This window comes from Vescimonas fastidiosa (genome assembly GCF_018326305.1).
Classification (GTDB): domain Bacteria; phylum Bacillota; class Clostridia; order Oscillospirales; family Oscillospiraceae; genus Vescimonas; species Vescimonas fastidiosa.
In genome coordinates, this window is sequence record NZ_AP023417.1 from 79,112 (window position 1) to 97,486 (window position 18,375).

Here is an 18,375-nt window from a genome sequence, read left to right on the forward strand (position 1 = left end):
CATCAGTTCCACTCAGAACCAGTACTTCTTGTAGAACTCGCAGCAAATACCGCGGTATTGGTTCACAATAATTATTCTTTGATTTGTCCTATCAATTCAATCATTCCGACGGATTCTAAAAGTCGAAAGACTTGCTACTTTCTCATGCGGTCTCCCTTCCGTTGTCCTGTTTTCTTATTTAGAGGTATCCAAAATGAGGAAAAAGAAGTTATGTCTAAGCCGTTTGCTGCCTGTTATAGCGGCGCTGCTTGTACTCGTTATGTTTCGCACGGTTTTTATCCTGGGCTATGTGCCTACTAACTCTATGAAACCGACGCTCGAAGCTGGTAGCTTGATCCTCGGTGTACGAATCAAAGGCAGCTTTGAAGTCGGAGACGTTGTTATCTTTTGCCATGGCGGGAATCTTTTTGTCAAGCGTATTGCAGCGGTTGGTGGGAATGTGGTCATGCATAACGGAATCAACATGTCTGTACCCGAAGGCTCCTACTACATGCTGGGAGACAATGCGGATGACTCCTATGATTCCCGTTACTGGGACGAACCATTTGTACCAGTAACAACAGTTGTTGCTAAAGTATGGCTCCCGATAGGAGGTCGATAATAGAGGGGCAATCGCACGATTAGGTTGGCCGTGTGATGATGGATGCCAGTTTTTCCAAACCGTGCCGTTCAACAAAACGATAGGCATCAAAAAGATCGGAGAATTCCAGTGCTTCACTATAATATTCAGTGTAGCCCTGCGCTGACCTCATCAATGGATGTTGGCCGTTTACATTGATGGAAATATAGTATCTCAGCTCTGCCTGTTTCATTTTGTTTCGATTATCCTTTCTCACAGCATAGCTCTCATTATACGCCAGGGAATAGCCTTAATAAAGTTTTTTTGATAATTCCGCATCTTTTTCGACAAAAAAAGCCCGTCACTCAGAGGTAAACTCTCAGTGATGGGTCTTTATGAGTTTGTATGAGGAATAACAAGCCGAACTCGGCACAGCTGCCCTTGGCAAAAAAACAAGGCGGAGCTTTCGTAAATCTATACAATTTGCGAAAGGTTCGGAAAAACCCGTTGTCGCAGCGCCGTTTCCGGCCCGTGTGACGGAAATGCTGACGGCGCAAAGTCCGCCGCCGGGGCAAGAGAAAGGAAGCATATGCTTTGAACCACCCGCATCTTGTGCTCCAGGGAGGAATGGACATAGACCTGGAGCGTAGTCCGGACATCGGCATGGCCCAGCATCTCGCTCAAGCTCTTGATGTCCACACCCTGCTCCACGCAGCGCGACGCATAGGTGTGCCGCAGCACATGGAAATTTCGATAAGGGATCCCCGCCGCCTTCAGCAATGCGCGGTACTGGTATTGCAGTGTCCGCGGTTCCAGCGGAGCAGACTTACCGGTCAGAAAATAGTTCTCCTCATTCCTGGCCGGGCAAACCGTTTGCCTTAAAAGGGCCAGCATATCCTCTGGCAGCGGGATCGTGCGCCGGGCGTTGTCGGTTTTCGGCGGTTGCACCACCAGGTGGGTGTGCATGCCCTTTTTCATTCGCTGGGCCGTCTTGGTGACATGGATCACCCCATTACATAAATCAATATCCTTATACTGGAGCGCACATAGCTCCCCCAAGCGCAGACCGGCATTCAGCGCAAGCAGGACCCCAACGCCCGCCATGCTGGGCGCTTCCAGGACCTTTTTTGCCAACCGCCCAATCTCGTCTGCGAAAAATACCTCGATCTTTTTTCGGTGATAGACGGGCAGTTCGGCATTCACACCGGGACAGCTGCAGTCCAGCTTTTTGGCTGTATACTTCAGAATTGACTTTAGTAATACGCCGATGTCCCTGGCGCTTTTGCCGGATAGTCCGCTTCGCTGCAAGCGGCGCAGGAAATCAGAAATCTGATCCGCCGTCAGCTGGCAGATAGGGGCCGTTCCCAAAGCAGGCAAGATATAATGCTGCGTCAGATAGGAATACCGATTCCAGGATGATGCTTTCAGAACATGGCTTTTCTCGCTTAAAAACAGTTCTGCGGCCTGGGCCAAGGTCGCAGCAGATGCTTGCACGGCAGGCTTCTCTGGCAGCGTCTCAATGCATTGCTGCCGCTTGGCCCGGCACGCCTTATAGCTGTCGGCGTAAACATACCCATACTCAGCCTGCCCGGAAGCTGTGCGGCCGCGAATATATCGCCCCTCCCAGCGTCCGTCTTTCCGCTTGTAAATATTTTCTCCTCTTTTAGGCATGACCAACGCTCCTCCTTGACGATGTTTTTGACGGCGTAAACGATTTTGTGATTGGGAATATTTGTAAAATAGGCCCTTGAGTAGCAAGTGATTCTATGCGGCATTTATAATTTGTACCTACTTTTCGCTAAATTTCCGCAATTTAGGTATTGACTTCCCTCAAAAAAGACGATACAATGTGGATACATAGGTGGATTCTACTTTCGCAAATTGTATAGATTTACGAAAGAAAACTTCACCTCTACACCAACCAAAATCATTATCCCCCTAAAAGGATAAATAATACCGTAAAATTTCATAAGAAGTCCGAGGATGCTGCACGGCTGTTGCCCGAGCTGTAAAAGGCCAGGCGACCGCCTAAAAGGAAAGGGGTGCAATTCCCCATGCGGTCGGCACTGTAAGCGCAAGGATATGATCGAGGCGGGAAACCACTGGGACGAAAGTCCGTCATTGCGAGAAAATCGTGAGAAGACAGATCATAAACGCAGAGAGTATCTCATGGCGCAAGTCAGTAGAATTGTGTAGTTAGGACTCAAAGGCAGCGGGCGCTCTCTCCGTGGTGCTGATATGGCAGAAGTGTACGCTGATGACCCGGTATGGGTTTATCAGCGCTTTTTTTGTCATGAATCATTAAGGAGGTGTGCCCATGGGTAAAGTAGCAGGTGCGCAAAATTTTGACGGAGCGAATTGGTACGAGCAGCACATTGCCAAAAGAACACGGGATGCATTGGCTGAGCAGGACCGCGCTTTTGCGGAAAAACACGCAGGCGACAGCCTGGATCAGCTGGCGGCCTATCTCCGGCGCTGCGCCGGACATTGGGGAAAGTCCCCTGCCCCCATCGAGATCGTCGGTGGCAGTTACATCGCAGAGCGCTTTGGCGATTGGAAAGATGCGCTGAGAGCCGCCCACTTGAATCCTATATACAAAAAACCCCGCAATAGAGATTGCGGGCGCTATCAAAACGAAAAGAAAATCCAAATTCAGATGCATCGGAGCGAGCGTGACGCTAAACGGGCAGCACGGGTTGAGCGAGTCAAGCAACGCCAAAGCAAATGCGCTGTTCACGAAGCCACAGAGGAAACCTTCGTTGCAACAGATGTAATGCTTGAGTAAGGTTTGCCAAGTCGAGGGCGGAGATCCGCCAGCTTTTCCATATGGGCAGAAGGGGCTTAGCCAGCCCCTTCCGCCCAACCTCTTAACGAAAGCACCTTTCGCCTTGGACAGATCGGAACGCGACACCAATTATAATAGGGTGTCGCGCCCCTATATAACCTTGTTATTTTCTTATTGGATGCGAAAATGTGCTCGCAGCTAAGGTAATAATGCCAGCAGGCCTTATTATAAAAAAATTTCTGAGAGGAGATTGGAAATGCAAAAGACAGCGAAAAAGTTCCTTTCAATGCTGCTTGCGCTCATGATGGTTCTATCCATCCTTCCCACGGCAGTCTTTGCAACGGAACAAGGCACAGTAGCTGCGCCGCTGGATAGTATTGTTCCCTATGGTGCGAATGACCAGACCACAGGAACGGCAACTATCAGTGTGCAGAACTCTGTGACCTTTACCGGCTACTCTGCTTTCGAGAATGTGCCCTACTACTTGGTCACCGTTCCCGCAGGCACGACCTATGTAAAGGCCACATACAAAGACGCTGCCATACTGACCAATGCCACAAGCGGTGTTGCATCCGGCTACTACGCCGATGTGCCGCAGTGGACTGGCGGCGGTGTAGAAATGGCCTATACGGAGAGCGGTGGGGATATCACAATTACAATTCCCTTGAACTACTCCCGTACCGCCGAGGATGGGACTACGGTCCAAAAGAGCTTTGTGCTGGGTGCAGATGGTAGCGGAACTGCCTATGCGCCGGAGTATGACGGCAGCGCCAGCTATGCGCCCGTCCATTTCCTCGCCTTCACCTATGAAGGCAAGTCGGCACCTACGGTCGCTCCCGGTGCAATTGCCACAGCTAATGTAACACTCGGTAATGCCTGGACGCTGGATGTGGCTGAAATGTTTACGGATGCCGATGGCGATGCGCTGACCTATACGGCAACCGTCAACGGCGCTACGCAAACGCTGAACGGCTCTACCTTGAGCTATACCCCTACTGCGGCTGGTGAGTATACGATCGTGCTTACCGCTACCGACGACAGCGGCACGGCCACCCACACCATTGTTCTGACCGCTGCGGAGGGCACACAGGTCCCGCGGCTGAAGAGCGGCGTCCCGGTCACCGCAAGTGCAACCGTTTCGGTAGGATACGCCTATAACCTGTCCGATCTGCAGGCTGGCAACATCTTCGAGAATCCGGACGGTTCTTCCTTGAGCTACACCGACTACTATTATTATAGAACAGCCGGGACTGGCGAAAGGAAGGGGCCTTACTACTTCTCCACGGCTCTGTTCGGTGCTACCACGATCCAAATCACGGAGAACACCGCCGATACATATGTCTATGAGTTCCATGCCATGAACTCTGCCGGTCTGTCCACGGACACCTGGACGCTGACACTGACCGTAAGTGACTCGATCGAGCAGCACTATACTTTCCATGTTGGTCAGGATATGAACTATTCCACCAATGGCAGCCAGTATCCGCTGATCAAGCTCTACAAGACGGCTGGTCTTGACGATAAGGGCGCTGACTACCTGGCTTCCTATGAAGTTGATGGCAAGACCCAGTACATCTATGAGGACCATGACCAGTCCATCGCCGTGGTTAACGGCAAATACATGATCACTGTCAAGGGGCAGGATTATGAGCTGAAAGGTTACAGCCCTCTGACCTTTAAGGCCAGTGATTTTACCACGGCTGACCCCAATTCCACCGGCACGCTGGCAGATAACTACAACAATTTCTATGCCAGCCTGGCCGCCGGCAGATATTCCTTCCGCGCCTATGGCTACAAAGCTTCGGAAACCAGCGCAAATGTTTACCTGGGCGGCCACAGCTTGACCCTGCCCACTGAGACCAATGTGGACGGCGGCACCGGCGGCGGCGCGGATATTTATCTGCGCCTGCACTCCATCTATACCACGAGCAAAAAGAACAGCAGCGACTATTTTACTGCTGATGACTATACGGCTCGTGTGGTCATGCCCAGCATGGGCGGCGATGTGCAGCATGGTACGCCCTATCCTTCCGGCAATTATACTTACTACCCCTTCATGCTGTACTCTGCCGGAAACGCAGCCCTTTGGAATGCCTATGTGGAACCCATCGGCACCTGTGCCGAGGACTACATCTTCACTCAGGCGATCAACAACACGACTGCCGCCGGATACACGGTTGTTACAAAGAATCTGGCGCTTTCCCAGGCCATCAACCTGACGGTGACGGTTCCTGCCTATGCGGACTTCAACCTGTTTTTCCAGTATAATAATTTCAACACACAGATCATTGAGCCGAAGACGGGCAGCACCAGTGGCGATGCAAGCGCATCCGCTGACGCTACCAGGACGCTGATCTACAAAATTAGCAAGAGCAATTCCAACTACACCTGGCGCTTGAAGGACATCCGCAGCGGCACCACTTATGTGACCAAGGCCGGATGGCTCCAGAGCAGCACCACCAGTTTTGCGAAGGAATTCACCTTCAATGCTGGAGACTCCACGGATCAGTATTCTCACAGCTTCTCTAATCTTGGCACGATAGCCAAGACCCGTGACGAAGCGGAGATTCAGACCTTCTTGTCCCCCAGCGGCTACAAGTATACGAGCGGGACAGAGCGTATCCGTTCTTACCGCCTGTGGCAGATCATCAACTCTGACGCGGCAAATATCATGATCGAGCCCGAGTTCAAGGTCAAAGTGCTGAGCGGCGACGAAAACGCTGTCACAGCAGTGACCGGCGGCAACGCCAAGGGCAACTGGCTGGATGTCACACCCAATGGCACAACGATCGTTGCCGTGAACTATAAGGCACTGGATGTCTACACGACCGCTGACGAGCACGGCACCCACGGCGGCCTCTACCCGGCCACCAATCCCGAGCGCACCAGCGTGTTCGTGCTTACCAACGACAAGGATGAACACGGCAACGCGAAAGCCAATATCGCCTATAATTCCAATGGTCTGACATCTTCCCGTCCGTCGGCCTGGGATTATAACTACGACAACTGGTTCTATCTGAGTAACGACACCGCTCCCACTCTGGACTTCTCGGTGTCCAGCAGCGGCACAACGACGGTCCAGTACGCCATCGTCACCACCGATGCAAGTGACCTGGATACCCATCTTTCCGGCTGGACCACCTTGACGGCGGATTCCAACGGCAAGTACCATGCAAGTCTCCTGGGCTTCCGCAATGCTGGGCTGGCTGGCGGTACTGTGATCATCAAGATGCATGATAGCACCGGCACCTCCTACAGTCTGGCTCGCGTGGCCGAAGTGACCGCCACGGTCACCAACGCCTCCAATCCCCAGGAGACGGAGATCATGCCCGGCGATAAGGTGTCTCTCACCTTCGAGGGCAGCTACCGTGGCATCTACAAGTACAGTGGTATCTTCAACCCCACTACCTACAACCTGTTCTATTCCATCGGCGATACGGCCTATAAGACCAATGTCGCCCAGTATCAGCAGATGGATCAGGCCAAGCTGGAGCTGACAATCCCGACGAATGTGGACTTTGGCTCCGGCAGCACCGCCAATGTTCAGCTCACCAACGGTTATACCTACGGCTCCATGTACTCGGCGGCGAATCCGTTTGCCACCCTGTATAACATGTCGAATACCGGCGTGGGCACGAACTTCAATGCGGTCACGGTGAACTTCTGCTTGAACCGTTTCCCCAATGTGAATGTGGAGGTCACTCCGCGCTATAACTTCAAGCTGAAGCTGAATATTACCAATCCCACCACCGCCACGCCCACTGTGACGCTGACGGATGCCGCAGGCAATGTCCATACCGCCAACAGCAACGGCGAGTATGAGAACCTGCCCTACGGCACTTACACCTATGCGGTGCTCTGCGCCGGCTGCGACTATGTCTACGGCAGCTTCTACCTGGGCAGTGCAGACAAGGCCAATGTGTCCGGCGGTGTGCTGACCAAGACCATTCCGCTGACGGCCTCTGCTGCCGGCGCATGGGACGGCACCACCAAGACGCAGCCCACTCTGACCGATGGCGTGTATCAGATTGGTACCGCAGCGGAGCTGGCTTGGTTTGCGGCGCAAGTCAACGGCGGGAGCTATGCCATCAACGGTGCGCTGACGGGTGATATTGACCTGGCCGGCTACAACTGGACGCCCATCGGCGGCACTACCGCCAGCACAGCCTTCAAGGGCAGCTTTAACGGTAATAATCATACCGTGAAGAACATGGGCATCTACTATAGTGCCACCACTACCTCGGCTCCGTATAAGGGACTGTTCGGCTATGTGAACGGCACCAGCAGCAGCTACGCCACCATTCAGAATCTGAAGGTGACCGGCAAGATGTACCTGACCTCCACGGGCAGCGTTGCCAACGCCTATTCCGGCGGCGTGGTGGCCTACGCCAACTATACCAACATCTCCGGCGTTGTCTCCGATGTTGACATCACCGTTACCCGTGTGAATGGCAACTGGAGCAGCGTGGGCGGCGTTGCAGGCCGTCTGGTGAATTCCAACGCCACCAACTGCGGCAACGAAGGCACCATCCATGCCTACCAGTATGTGGGCGGCATCACCGGCTACGCTACCGGTACCATTACCGGCTGCTACAACGGCGGTGCGATCACCGGCAACGGCTATGTGGCCGGCATCGTGGGTCAGACCACCAAGGGCGTCACCGCTTGCTACAACACCGGCAGCATCACCGGTGCCGGCAACTATGTGGCGGGTATCGTGGCCTTTGCCTCCGGCGCGTCTGCCTCCGTCAAGAACTGCTACAACCGGGCCTATGTGGAGAGCACCGGCAGCAATGTGGGCGCAGTGGTCGGCATGACCAACAACGCCTCCGCAGCGATGTCCAACCTGTATTATCTGGACTTCACCTGCAGTCAGGGCATTGGCAGTGCCAAGAGCACCTCTCAGACGGCTACCGCTAAGACCAGAGCAGAAATGGCCTCCGCTGATTTCGTGACGACCATGAACACTGGTATGGCGGGTACCTTTGGCTCCAGCAGGTATAGCCCTGCTTTGAGTTGGCAGACCGGCTTGATTGGTTTGTCCACACCCACCAAGGGCAATGTGAATTTGGATCCCTTCGGATATGTGGACGAGGATGATTTGACATTGCTACAGGAGTGGGTCGATGAGGGTAAGGACATAAATCAACTCACGCTGGAACAGAGGGCACAAGCGGATATGGACGGAAGCGGAGACCTTGACGAAGAGGATGTTAATGCCCTCATCCAGTATTTGGAAGATCCTAGGGAAAACCCGCTTTGATAATTGATTATCCAAGTAAAACCGGGTAATGTTCATCTGATCAGCCGTATTAACTGAAACACTCGGTAGGCCAAAAGGCTTGTACCCCTTTGAACGCAGGTCCGGGGAATCCGCTTGCGGATTCCCCGGACCTTATACTTATATACTGGAGAATAGTATGAAAAAACAGATTTTTTCGTTTATACTTGCGATTGCAATGCTCTTAAGCGTAGTTCCTGTGGCTTTTGCCGTTGAAACTGGTCAAATCTTCACTTTAACTTTTGATAATAAAGCTCCTCATGCTGGAGATAAAATAACTGCAACGATTAATTTGGATCAAACTCCATCTGACTACTATAAAGTCACTACCACTCTTAAGTATAACAAGGATGTCTTGACTTATGAGAGTTATACCTGCTCTTGGGAGGGTATGACTTGTACCGTAACGGAAAAAAACTCTGGTGACGACAAATCGAAGGTTTTCTTCAAAATCGACAGCAACAAAGGCAAAGATACAGATATTTTGAATAAAATTCAGACGCGCCAAACTGGTGCGTTTGCCACAGTTACATTCAAGGTAAATGACTCCTGTAAGGTTGGACAAGCGATCAACTACACATTTCTCGGCTCATTTTATGATGCAAAAGCAATGGCTGCCATCAATAACGCCAGAGTAACAGGCTCTCTTGCTGTTACTGAGCAGGGTGGCAGTATAATCACCGTTCCAAAAACTGAAACCGGCTACTCTGTTTCCATGGGTGCTGACCAGCAGCTTGTTTCGGGTCAGCGGGTGCGTATCCCCGTGACCGTCGCCTCCTCCGAGAAAAAGATCACCGGCTTCAACGCCTATGACATGACCTTCACCTATGACCCGGCGGCCCTGACCCTGAACACCAAGACCGGTGCCGCCGCCAACCTGACGGTGGAGGACAACAACGGTACCGTTCGGGTCCGCCGCTACGGCGATGCCGTGCCCTTGGGCGAGGCCCTGGCCCTGGAGTTCACCGCCAAGGCGACTGCCACCTCCGCCGTGACGCTGACCAACGCCAAATTTGATCTGGATGCCAACTCCATCAACTTTGACGCTCCGGAGGCCACCATTTCCGACGCCGACACCGTGGTCAACGCCAATAACTTCACCGTGACCCTGCCGGATGCGTTCACCTCTGACGAGACCCGCCTGGTCCCCAAGGGCGGCAGCTTCACCTTCAAGCCCGTGGACAGCCACTATACCTACACCTTCACCGTGAAGATGGGCGACAGCGCCACCGAGGGCTTGACCTTCGGCGCAAATGACACCTACACCATCGAGAATATCTCCGGCAATGTGGAGGTCACCTACACCGGCAAGACCCCCAAGCAGTACGATGTGAAATACAAGATTGACGAAGATGTGGAGCAGGATGTGACCAAGGGCCCGGAGACAGTCACCTATCTGAATGACTACTCCTTCGTCGTCACCCCGAGGGCCGGCTACTCCTACCGTGTAATTTACAGTGTAGACAACGGGGATCCCTTTGTCCATACAGTCATAGCGGTCCCCACTGCCAATGACGATGGCACCCTCACCTACACGATCCCTGGAAAAGAAATCGTTGGAGGTGTGGAAATATGGATCGACCCCAACACAGAATCTGGTATTCCGGTCGTGTTCACCGGCAACGGCGTTGAGGACGCAGCCTCCGGGAATGCAAGCTCTATGGGCAAGAATATGCCCTACTACTTCACGCTGAACCAGCGCGAGAGCTGCGACTACACCGTCACGGCTTACTATCAGCCCCTCGCCACTCCCACAGCTTCTAAGAGGCCCGCCACCGTGCGCAGCCTTGGCAATGGGAAATATGTGGTCGAGGCCGTGAATTATAACGACTATCTGTATGTATACGCCAGAAGCTGGAACCTGGTCGTGAAGGTGGAAAAGGTCTCCCACAGCGCGGAGGAAGTGACCGTGTCCAAATATCTGGAGCTGAATGACAAGACCATGATGCTCATAACGGTCAAGGGCACCCCCGAGGGAGGCAAAGCCTTCACCTATGACTGCAACACCATGTATAAGGTCAATGCCTACGGCACGGATCAGTACGCATGGCTGGTGATCGTGGACAAGGGTCAAACTCTGACCCAGGAGGAGGCCGCCGCCAAGGTCGCCATCTCTGCCGCAGACAATGTGGTCACCATCACCCTGGGCTTCGATGTGAACATGACCGGGAAGGTGGATGTTAACGATGCGCAGCTGGTCTACGATATGTATAACGGCAAATACAGTGACTTCACCAAGGTTTCCGTGGAGAAGTTCCTGCGGGCCGATGTAAACGCCACTAAGGTGGTGGATCACACCGACGCTGTGGCCATCGTGAATCAGTTTAAGTAAGGTCCTGCCAGCCTCCCTTCCCCGGCGGGAGGGGAGGCTATCCCCCGTTGGGGGCTTCGCACCGGCCAGGCCGGGCAAAAAACGGCCCAACCGGTCGGAGAGAGAAGGAGATCAGCATGAGAAAACGCATTTTTACACTATTGGCAGCCCTGTGTCTGCTGCTGTGTCTGCTGCCCACCGCAGCCTTTGCCTCGCAGACAGGCAGCAAAACAGACGAGGGCCGCAGCTACAATTTTGACCTGTCCGTAGGCGGTGCATCTGAGGTGCGGGCCACCACTGGCGAGACCATCACCGTGACCCTGGTGCTCAAGCGCACCGACGCCCAGGAAAGCGCCGATATGTACGGTATGCAGACCGAGATTGAGTACGACGACACCTTCCTCCAGCTGGTGGACGGCAGCGTCATGACCGCCCCCGGCATCCGCTGGAGCGATTTAGGCCGCCGCACCGGCGGGCGGGCCTTCTATCTGAACTTCGTGTCCTTTAAGGGCGGCGAGGCTTGGGAGCCGGAGGTGGTAGTCGGCAGCTTTCAGATGAAGGTCATCGGCACGAAGGGTGTGTCGCAGCTTATCCCCACCAACACCCTGGTTTCCACCCAGGACGGCATGGCCGGATACACCGTGAAGGATAATAGCGTGTCCGTCATCGTCACCACGGACTGCACCGTTACCTTTGAAAGCAACGGCGGCACGGAGGTCCCCTCCCAGACCGTCCAGTACGGTGAAAAGGTGAAAAAGCCCGAGGACCCCATCCGGGAGGGCTACCACCTGGAGGGGTGGTACAGAGACCTGGACCGCACCCAAAAGTGGGACTTCCACAAGGACACCGTTAAGGGCAACATGACCCTCTACGCCAACTGGGCCGAGGGTGCCGCCGCAGGAAGCGTCACCTGGTGGATCATCGGTGGCGTGGGCCTGCTGGCCCTGCTGCTGATTCTGCTGGCTCTGCTGGGCAAGAAGAAGGTTCGCTTTGAGACCAGCGGCGGCACAGAGCTGGAGGCCGTTTCCGTGAAGCGGGGCAGCGTCATTGGCGAAGTCATGACGCCCACGAAGCCCGGCGCAGTGTTCGGCGGCTGGTATGCAGATCAGGCGCTCACCAAGCCCTGGGATACACAGAAAGACCCGGTGCGCAGCAACATGACGCTCTACGCACGCTGGATGTAATCTACGCATAGATGAGGTAAACAAATATGAGAAAACGCATACTATCTCTGCTGCTGGCACTGACTTTGGCTCTGTCGGCAGGCGTATTCGGCGTCATACCGGCGCTGGCTGCGGATTCCTGCGTTTCCGTGAAGGCGGATGCCGTCACCACCGGCGAGGTTGTGGCCGGCAGCTTGCTGGAGATCAAGCTTTCAGATGTCTTTGAAGATACGGACGGCCATACGCTGACCTACACGCTGACCAACGCAGCGCAGTTCAGCGTCCAAACCAAGGTCAAGGACGGCTCACTCTATGTATCAGAGAAAGACCCCGGCACCTATGAGCCAAAGGTCAAGGCGACCTGCTCGGACGGCAAAGAGCTTACAGCGACCTTTACCATCACGGTCAAGGAAGCTCCCCACGGATTGGACGCACAGTATAACTACGATGAGACCCCCGCCAAGGAGGTCACGGTGTATGTGACCATCTCCAACGACGGCGTACCCATCAGGGGCCGCGACGGCACGGTGCTGTGCCACAAGGCCATCACCGTCCCCTACTTTGACTTGGGCCGGTACAACTTGAGCGAATACTACCGCTATCACACGGAAAACGGAGAAGGCAAATACATCGACGAGAACATCGTGGAGCGGCCCACCGGCCTGCACCTGTATCTCTATCTGCTGGAGCGCTACTTCATCGGCCTGCCGGAGGAGCAATGCTGCAAGGGTGCCTATCCTCGTGACGCGCTGGCGAGCTTTAAGCTGGGTGAAGATGTTTGTTACATGGATGAAACACCGGCCTATACGGCAGACAGCTTTGCCGCTCTGACTATCACCGGCTCGCCCACCAGCCTGTATATGGCCAACTTCTGGGGTCATGATGAGAACCTGATGTACTACCGCAACCACTGCTTTCCCTACATGAGTCCCGGCTGGGGCTCCACCTCCGACTACATCGTGCTGTCGGACGGCGATACGTGGGATGTGGCCATGTTCACCAACTGGAGCTTCTGGTCCAGCGGCGGTGCATTTACCTGCTTTGACAAGGACGCGTACAATGCCCGCCCCGGCATGGAGATGACGATCTCCTCTCAGGCTTACGGCACGACCTTTGAGGGCAGCGACTTCTATCCCTTCTCGAACCTGGATGTGTTCCTGTATAACGACAAGTGGGAGCAAATCGAGCAGTACAAGGAAGCGGCTGACGGAAAGAGCACCTTCTCCTTCACCGCCCCCACAGAGGAGGGCACCTACTACCTCGTGGGCATGGACCCCAACCGGACGATCCCCAAGGACGACAGCGGCGGCACGAACTATGCCAAGATCGCACCGGCCACAGCCATCCTGAACGTGGCGGCGGACGCCGAGTTGGAGCGCCCCTTCCAGGACGCTGCCGTGAATGGTGAAAAGCTGGCAGCAAAGAATACCAGCTACGAGGGCATCACCACGCTGACCAGCGCGGACGGCCAGACGACCTATAAGGAAGTGCCCAAGTACCATGTGACCGTGCCCGAAGGCGCGGAAACGGTGACCGTGACCTACAACAAGGACGTGGACATCCGTCACGACGGCACCACGGTCTACGCCTATGAGGTGGAGTTCGCGGCGACTGCCGTGAACCGTGCGGCGGCGCAGGCAAGCGGCTATACCCTCAAGCCCATCACGCTGGAGAACAGCTATACCCTCAATGCGGACGGCACGCAGACCGTGATCATGCCGGTGACAGGGTATGTCCGCAACGAGGACGGCAGCGGCAAGGCGATCACGCTGAGTGCCCCCGCTGACAAGAACTCCGCGCCCGTCGCGCTGTTCACCTTTGAGTATGCAAAGGCAGACACGAAGCCGGATGTGACATATGGGGATGTGAACGGAGATGGCATCATAAATTCCACGGATGCAGCAATCGTCTATCGCTCGGTTAATGGAAGATACACACTGACAGATTCTCAGAAGTTGTCGGCAGATGTTAACGGCGATGGTGCTGTAAACTCCACAGATGCTGCGTTGATCTATCGTTATACAAACGGGAAAATGAGTAAATTCCCCGCAGAATCCTAAATACCATAAGGAGGTTAAACACAAAATGAAAAGAACTCTTTCCATTCTGTTGACAATCGCCATGATTATCAGCCTTATCCCTGCTGTATTTGCTGCTGATGTTCCGACGATGTCAACAACAGTTGATAAGACAGAGGTTCAGCCGGGTGATACGATTACGCTTACACTGTCGATCGACAAGACCATTACGAACCTGAATAACTGGGAGTGGGCAATTTATTTTGACAAGACTGCTTATGTCAAAACCAGCGGCGAGCTTGAACCTGGATGTATGTCGGGCACGGGCATTACTGGCGCAGTGGGAGATAATGTTGATATCCTTGGTAAAAATGCCATCCGGGTATCCGGCCTGAGCACTACAGGCGACCCTGTCACTCTTAACACCGGCAAGATTGCCACTGTTACCTTTACGGCAACGGAGAACATCACGGCAGAAAACGCTCGCATTGAGGTCAAAACCGAAGCGCTGCCTGACTATGATACGCTTAAAGACAACGATGTCAAATTAACCGGCAACATCATTGATGTCACAGTGAAGTCCAGTGAAGCCAAGGGCTACACCGTGTCCTTGGGTGCGGACAAGCAGGTAGCCTCCGGCCAAATCGTGGAGATCCCTGTGGCCATCGGCAACAACGACGGCAAGACCACCTACAACGCCTACGACATGACCTTCTCTTTTGACCCCGCCATTCTGACGCTGAACATGGAAGCCACCAGCATCGAGGGTTATCGCGTGATCCCCGGCAACGGCACCGTGCGAATCGTGCGTTACGGCAAAGCCGCCGAGCTGGGCGATGCACTGACTCTGAGCTTTGTGGCAGCCGGCCAGGGTAGATCTGATGTGAAAGTAACGGAAGCGTGTGTGGATGCCAATGCAAACGCCGTTGAGTTTGACGCACCTGCGGCTGCCATTTTGGATGACACCGCCGTTATTACCGTCAGCGGCTACACCGTGACTCTGCCGGATGACTTCACCCGCACCGACGCGGAGGGCTCCGTGATCGCAGCAGGCGGCAACCTGACCTTCGTTCCCAAAGACCCCAACTATAACTACACTGTCACCGTCACCGTCGGCGGCGGTGAGGCAACGACAGTTAGCCCGGACGAGGATGGCATCTACACCGTGCCCAATGTCAACGGCAATGTGTTTGTCTCCAGCACCAAGACCGCCAAGAGTTTCAACGTCACCCTGGGCGCGGATACCACCGGTGCTGCGACTGCTACTTACCAGACTGACTACACCTTCAAGCTGACCCCTGTGGATGGCTATGTCTACAAGATGGCTGTGACCATCGGCGACAAGGCATACACCGGCTTTACGGCCAAGGTAAATGACGACGGCACCACCACCTACACCATCCCCGGTGTGGATGTGATCGGCGACATCGTCATCAACAGCAATAAGCAGGTCAAGCCGCTGGAAACCTACAAGGTCACCTTTGCAGGTACCGGCGCAGGTGATGCTACCGGCGAGAGCACCGTTCAGGAAAAGGCTAACTACACCTTCACCGTGGCCAAGCAGAAGAACTTTGAGTACACCATCACTGCCACTATGGGCGGCAAGAATGTGACTATCACCGAGGGAGCCGATAACACCTACACTATCGTCAATGTCACCGGCGATCTGGTCATCACCATCGAGAAGAAATCCACTCTGACCATGGAGGTAGCTGTTTCCGAGTATGTGCAGATGGATAACAAGACCGTGTTTCTGGTAACCGTGACCGGCACCCCCGAAGAGGGCAAGGCTTTTGCCTACGGCGATAATGTCATGTATAAGACTACCGCTTACGGTGAGAATGTGTACAGCTGGCTGGTGATCGTGGACAAGAATGAGACATTCGACCAGGCTGCGGCTGAGGCCAAGATCACGCAGGCCAGTGCTACTGCCGAGGAAGTGACCCAGAGCTATGATGTCAACGAGACGGGCCTTGTGGACATCAACGATGCTCAACTTACTTATGACATCTACAGCGGCAAGTACACCGACTTCGAAAAAGTCTCTGTGCGGAAGTTTCTGCGCGCGGATGTGACCAAAGATAAGGTCGTCAACTCCACTGACGCCGTTGCGATCATCGCAAACAGCAAATAAAACCAGGCGGGGCCATAGCTTCCCCTCCCTTTTGGGAGGGGAGGCAATTCGCCATATTTTGAGGCTTTACCATTGCCTCCTGTTTTAGGAGACGATGGTAAGAATCCAAAATAAGCATTTGGAGGATACCCGTATGAAAAAACATAGCGGCCTATATAGCGCCGTGAGTATTTTGCTGGTCATTGTGCTGGTGGCAGGGATCAGCCTCTCACTTCTTTCCTCCGGTCGGACAAGGCCGGAGAATCCCATCAGCACTCAGCCGGATCGGCTCCAGGCAGAGTCGCTGCAAGGCTCCGGCAGCACCGGCGGACAAAGCTCCGGCAAGGATAATACAGAGAATACGGATACTGCCCAGGACCCATCAGAGCCGCAGAAGCCCGACGAGCCGCAGAAGCCCGACGAGCCGCAGAAACCTGATGAGCCACAGAAGCCGGATGACACGCAGAAACCCGATGACACCAAGCCGGATCCATCGGGCCCCACAGACCCCACGGATAACCCCGGCAAGGGCGACCAGGGCGGCTCCAAGTCAGACGATAACAAAGGCGGCTCCGAGGATTCCGGTGACCATGGTGATGGCACCGGCGGAGACGATGGGGACCACGGCGGCAGCGGAGGTGACCACGGCAGCGGCGGTGAGGAGGATGATACCCCCCGCATTTATACGACACTGAAAACCCAGCAGCTTACCAAGGCAGAGCTGCCCGACAGCAAGCTGACCTTTGTGGCCTATCCCCTGGGTAAGGGCGATCTGCATATCCGTGTCCGGCTGAAAAATGAGACCAATTCCGGAAACGGATTGCTGCTTACTTCTCAGAATAACCAGGACTACGAGGCACAGCTGGATTTCAACGCAGATAACCTCTTTGTGCTGTCTCTTTATGATGGGGAGACCTTTTTGGGACTTGTTCAGTACCGGGTGGGCTATTACGCGAATCTTGCGGACGATACCCACCCGACGGTGGGGGACTATCCACCCTCCATCGTTACCAATCTGGACGGGGCCAGCCTGGACATGAGCTCCCAAACCTTCCCCTTGACGGTGATTGCCCGTGCCAACGCAGAGCTGGGAGCCGGTGTGATCTATTCCAATCAAATTCGGGTCACGCTGGACGGCAAAACTGTGGAAAAGAGCTACGGCGATTCTCAACCCACCTACGAGTTGTATTTCGATCCCCCTCAGTCGGGCGATGAAGAAACCCACATTGTCCGGGTGCTGGCCTGGGATGGTAACGGAAACTCCACCATGAAGGTCTACACCGTCACCTATCACCAGATCAGTGAGGGCGACCCGGCAGGCTCGGTGGATGTGGTGCTGGATGCGACCACCATCGGCCTGGGCATTCTGGATACCGGTACGCTGGACATCGTGGAGGGCGAAACGGCGGCATCCGTGCTGCTGCGCTTCCTGCAGGAGCGCGGTTATGAGCCGGATTACCAGGGGTCCACCACTATGAACTTCTATCTGCGCCGGATTAGCCGGGGCGACATTGCCTACCGTGCCAATGTCCCGGAGCATCTTTGGGAGCTGATCCTGCGGGACGGCATCACCACCAATGACAACTATGACCGGGACAGCATCGGGGAGTTTGACTATACCCAAGGCTCGGGCTGGATGTACTCCATCAACGGCACCCTGTATGAGGGTACCGGCATGAGTGGCTACAAGGTCCGCAACGGCATTACCATTTATGTGCGCTTCACCCTGTCCTACGGCAAGGACATCGGCGGCTACGATTCCACCGGAGGCGGCTACGGTTCACTGAGCAGCTACTGCGGCCTGTGGATCAACGGCAGCTACCAAGCCCTGGGCCACGACTTCGTGGAGACGGACCGTTTGGAACCCACCGAAACAGAGGATGGTTACATCCACTACTGCTGCTCCAAGTGCCATGAGGAGAAAACAGATATTCTCCCGGCCACCGGCGGCGGAACGGAGCCAATAGAGCCTGCCCCTACGGAGCCGGTCCCCACGGAACTGACGCCCACGGAACCCAGCGACCCGGTCGTTACGGACTCCACCGAACCAAGTCCCACGGACCCCAGTGACCCTACGCCCACAGAGCCAACTTTCGAATAGGACCGGCTGATGCGGCGGAGGATGGGAAACGCTCTAACGGGACA

At 54.7% G+C, this 18,375-nt stretch carries 10 protein-coding genes; 8 read left to right on the forward strand and 2 right to left on the reverse strand.

Annotated features, from left to right (window positions below; genetic code table 11):
• Positions 1–193: 193 nt before the first annotated feature.
• Positions 194–601, forward strand: coding sequence for a S26 family signal peptidase (locus KI236_RS11835; RefSeq protein WP_212822189.1), 408 nt, complete (start codon positions 194–196; stop codon positions 599–601).
• Positions 602–620: 19 nt separating this feature from the next.
• Here the strand turns inward: KI236_RS11835 and KI236_RS11840 are convergent, their stop codons facing one another.
• The gene (locus KI236_RS11840; protein WP_212822191.1) at positions 621–836 is read right to left on the reverse strand and encodes a hypothetical protein; all 216 of its coding nucleotides are present in this window, start codon (positions 834–836) and stop codon (positions 621–623) included.
• 197 nt (positions 837–1,033) lie between these two features.
• Positions 1,034–2,230 carry a tyrosine-type recombinase/integrase gene (locus tag KI236_RS11845; protein WP_212822192.1) on the reverse strand — a complete coding sequence of 399 codons (1,197 nt, stop codon included), beginning with the start codon at positions 2,228–2,230 and terminating at the stop codon, positions 1,034–1,036.
• A gap of 646 nt (positions 2,231–2,876) precedes the next feature.
• Between KI236_RS11845 and KI236_RS11850 the strand changes: the two genes are divergently transcribed.
• The 7 genes from KI236_RS11850 (at position 2,877) to KI236_RS11880 (ending at position 18,331) form a co-directional block, all read left to right on the forward strand.
• Complete coding sequence (locus tag KI236_RS11850; RefSeq protein ID WP_212822193.1) at positions 2,877–3,344, forward strand: homing endonuclease associated repeat-containing protein; 468 nt, start codon at positions 2,877–2,879, stop codon at positions 3,342–3,344.
• Positions 3,345–3,600: 256 nt separating this feature from the next.
• Positions 3,601–8,607, forward strand: coding sequence for a dockerin type I repeat-containing protein (locus KI236_RS11855; RefSeq protein ID WP_212822195.1), 5,007 nt, complete (start codon positions 3,601–3,603; stop codon positions 8,605–8,607).
• A 196-nt stretch (positions 8,608–8,803) separates the two neighbouring features.
• Positions 8,804–10,957 (forward strand): cohesin domain-containing protein, encoded by a 2,154-nt coding sequence (locus KI236_RS11860; RefSeq protein WP_228738182.1) that lies wholly within the window; start codon positions 8,804–8,806, stop codon positions 10,955–10,957.
• Between the two features lie 116 nt (positions 10,958–11,073).
• Positions 11,074–12,120, forward strand: a complete 1,047-nt coding sequence (locus KI236_RS11865) for an InlB B-repeat-containing protein (protein WP_212822199.1) — start codon at positions 11,074–11,076, stop codon at positions 12,118–12,120.
• Between the two features lie 26 nt (positions 12,121–12,146).
• A complete protein-coding gene (locus KI236_RS11870) occupies positions 12,147–14,159 on the forward strand; it encodes a dockerin type I domain-containing protein (protein ID WP_212822200.1) in 2,013 nt (670 codons plus the stop codon).
• A gap of 25 nt (positions 14,160–14,184) precedes the next feature.
• Positions 14,185–16,251, forward strand: a complete 2,067-nt coding sequence (locus tag KI236_RS11875) for a hypothetical protein (RefSeq protein WP_212822201.1) — start codon at positions 14,185–14,187, stop codon at positions 16,249–16,251.
• A gap of 133 nt (positions 16,252–16,384) precedes the next feature.
• Entirely contained in the window at positions 16,385–18,331 is a 1,947-nt protein-coding gene (locus KI236_RS11880) for a DUF4430 domain-containing protein (protein ID WP_212822202.1), read from the forward strand.
• The last annotated feature ends 44 nt before the right edge of the window (positions 18,332–18,375 follow it).

Excerpts from the sequence above, each read along its gene's own strand:
- KI236_RS11835 (WP_212822189.1), top strand. The coding sequence starts at position 194 with ATGAGGAAAAAGAAGTTATGTCTAAGCCGTTTGCTGCCTGTTATAGCG.
- KI236_RS11845 (WP_212822192.1), bottom strand. The coding sequence starts at position 2,230 with ATGCCTAAAAGAGGAGAAAATATTTACAAGCGGAAAGACGGACGCTGG.
- KI236_RS11850 (WP_212822193.1), top strand. The coding sequence starts at position 2,877 with ATGGGTAAAGTAGCAGGTGCGCAAAATTTTGACGGAGCGAATTGGTAC.
- KI236_RS11855 (WP_212822195.1), top strand. The coding sequence starts at position 3,601 with ATGCAAAAGACAGCGAAAAAGTTCCTTTCAATGCTGCTTGCGCTCATG.
- KI236_RS11860 (WP_228738182.1), top strand. The coding sequence starts at position 8,804 with ATGCTCTTAAGCGTAGTTCCTGTGGCTTTTGCCGTTGAAACTGGTCAA.
- KI236_RS11865 (WP_212822199.1), top strand. The coding sequence starts at position 11,074 with ATGAGAAAACGCATTTTTACACTATTGGCAGCCCTGTGTCTGCTGCTG.
- KI236_RS11870 (WP_212822200.1), top strand. The coding sequence starts at position 12,147 with ATGAGAAAACGCATACTATCTCTGCTGCTGGCACTGACTTTGGCTCTG.
- KI236_RS11875 (WP_212822201.1), top strand. The coding sequence starts at position 14,185 with ATGAAAAGAACTCTTTCCATTCTGTTGACAATCGCCATGATTATCAGC.
- KI236_RS11880 (WP_212822202.1), top strand. The coding sequence starts at position 16,385 with ATGAAAAAACATAGCGGCCTATATAGCGCCGTGAGTATTTTGCTGGTC.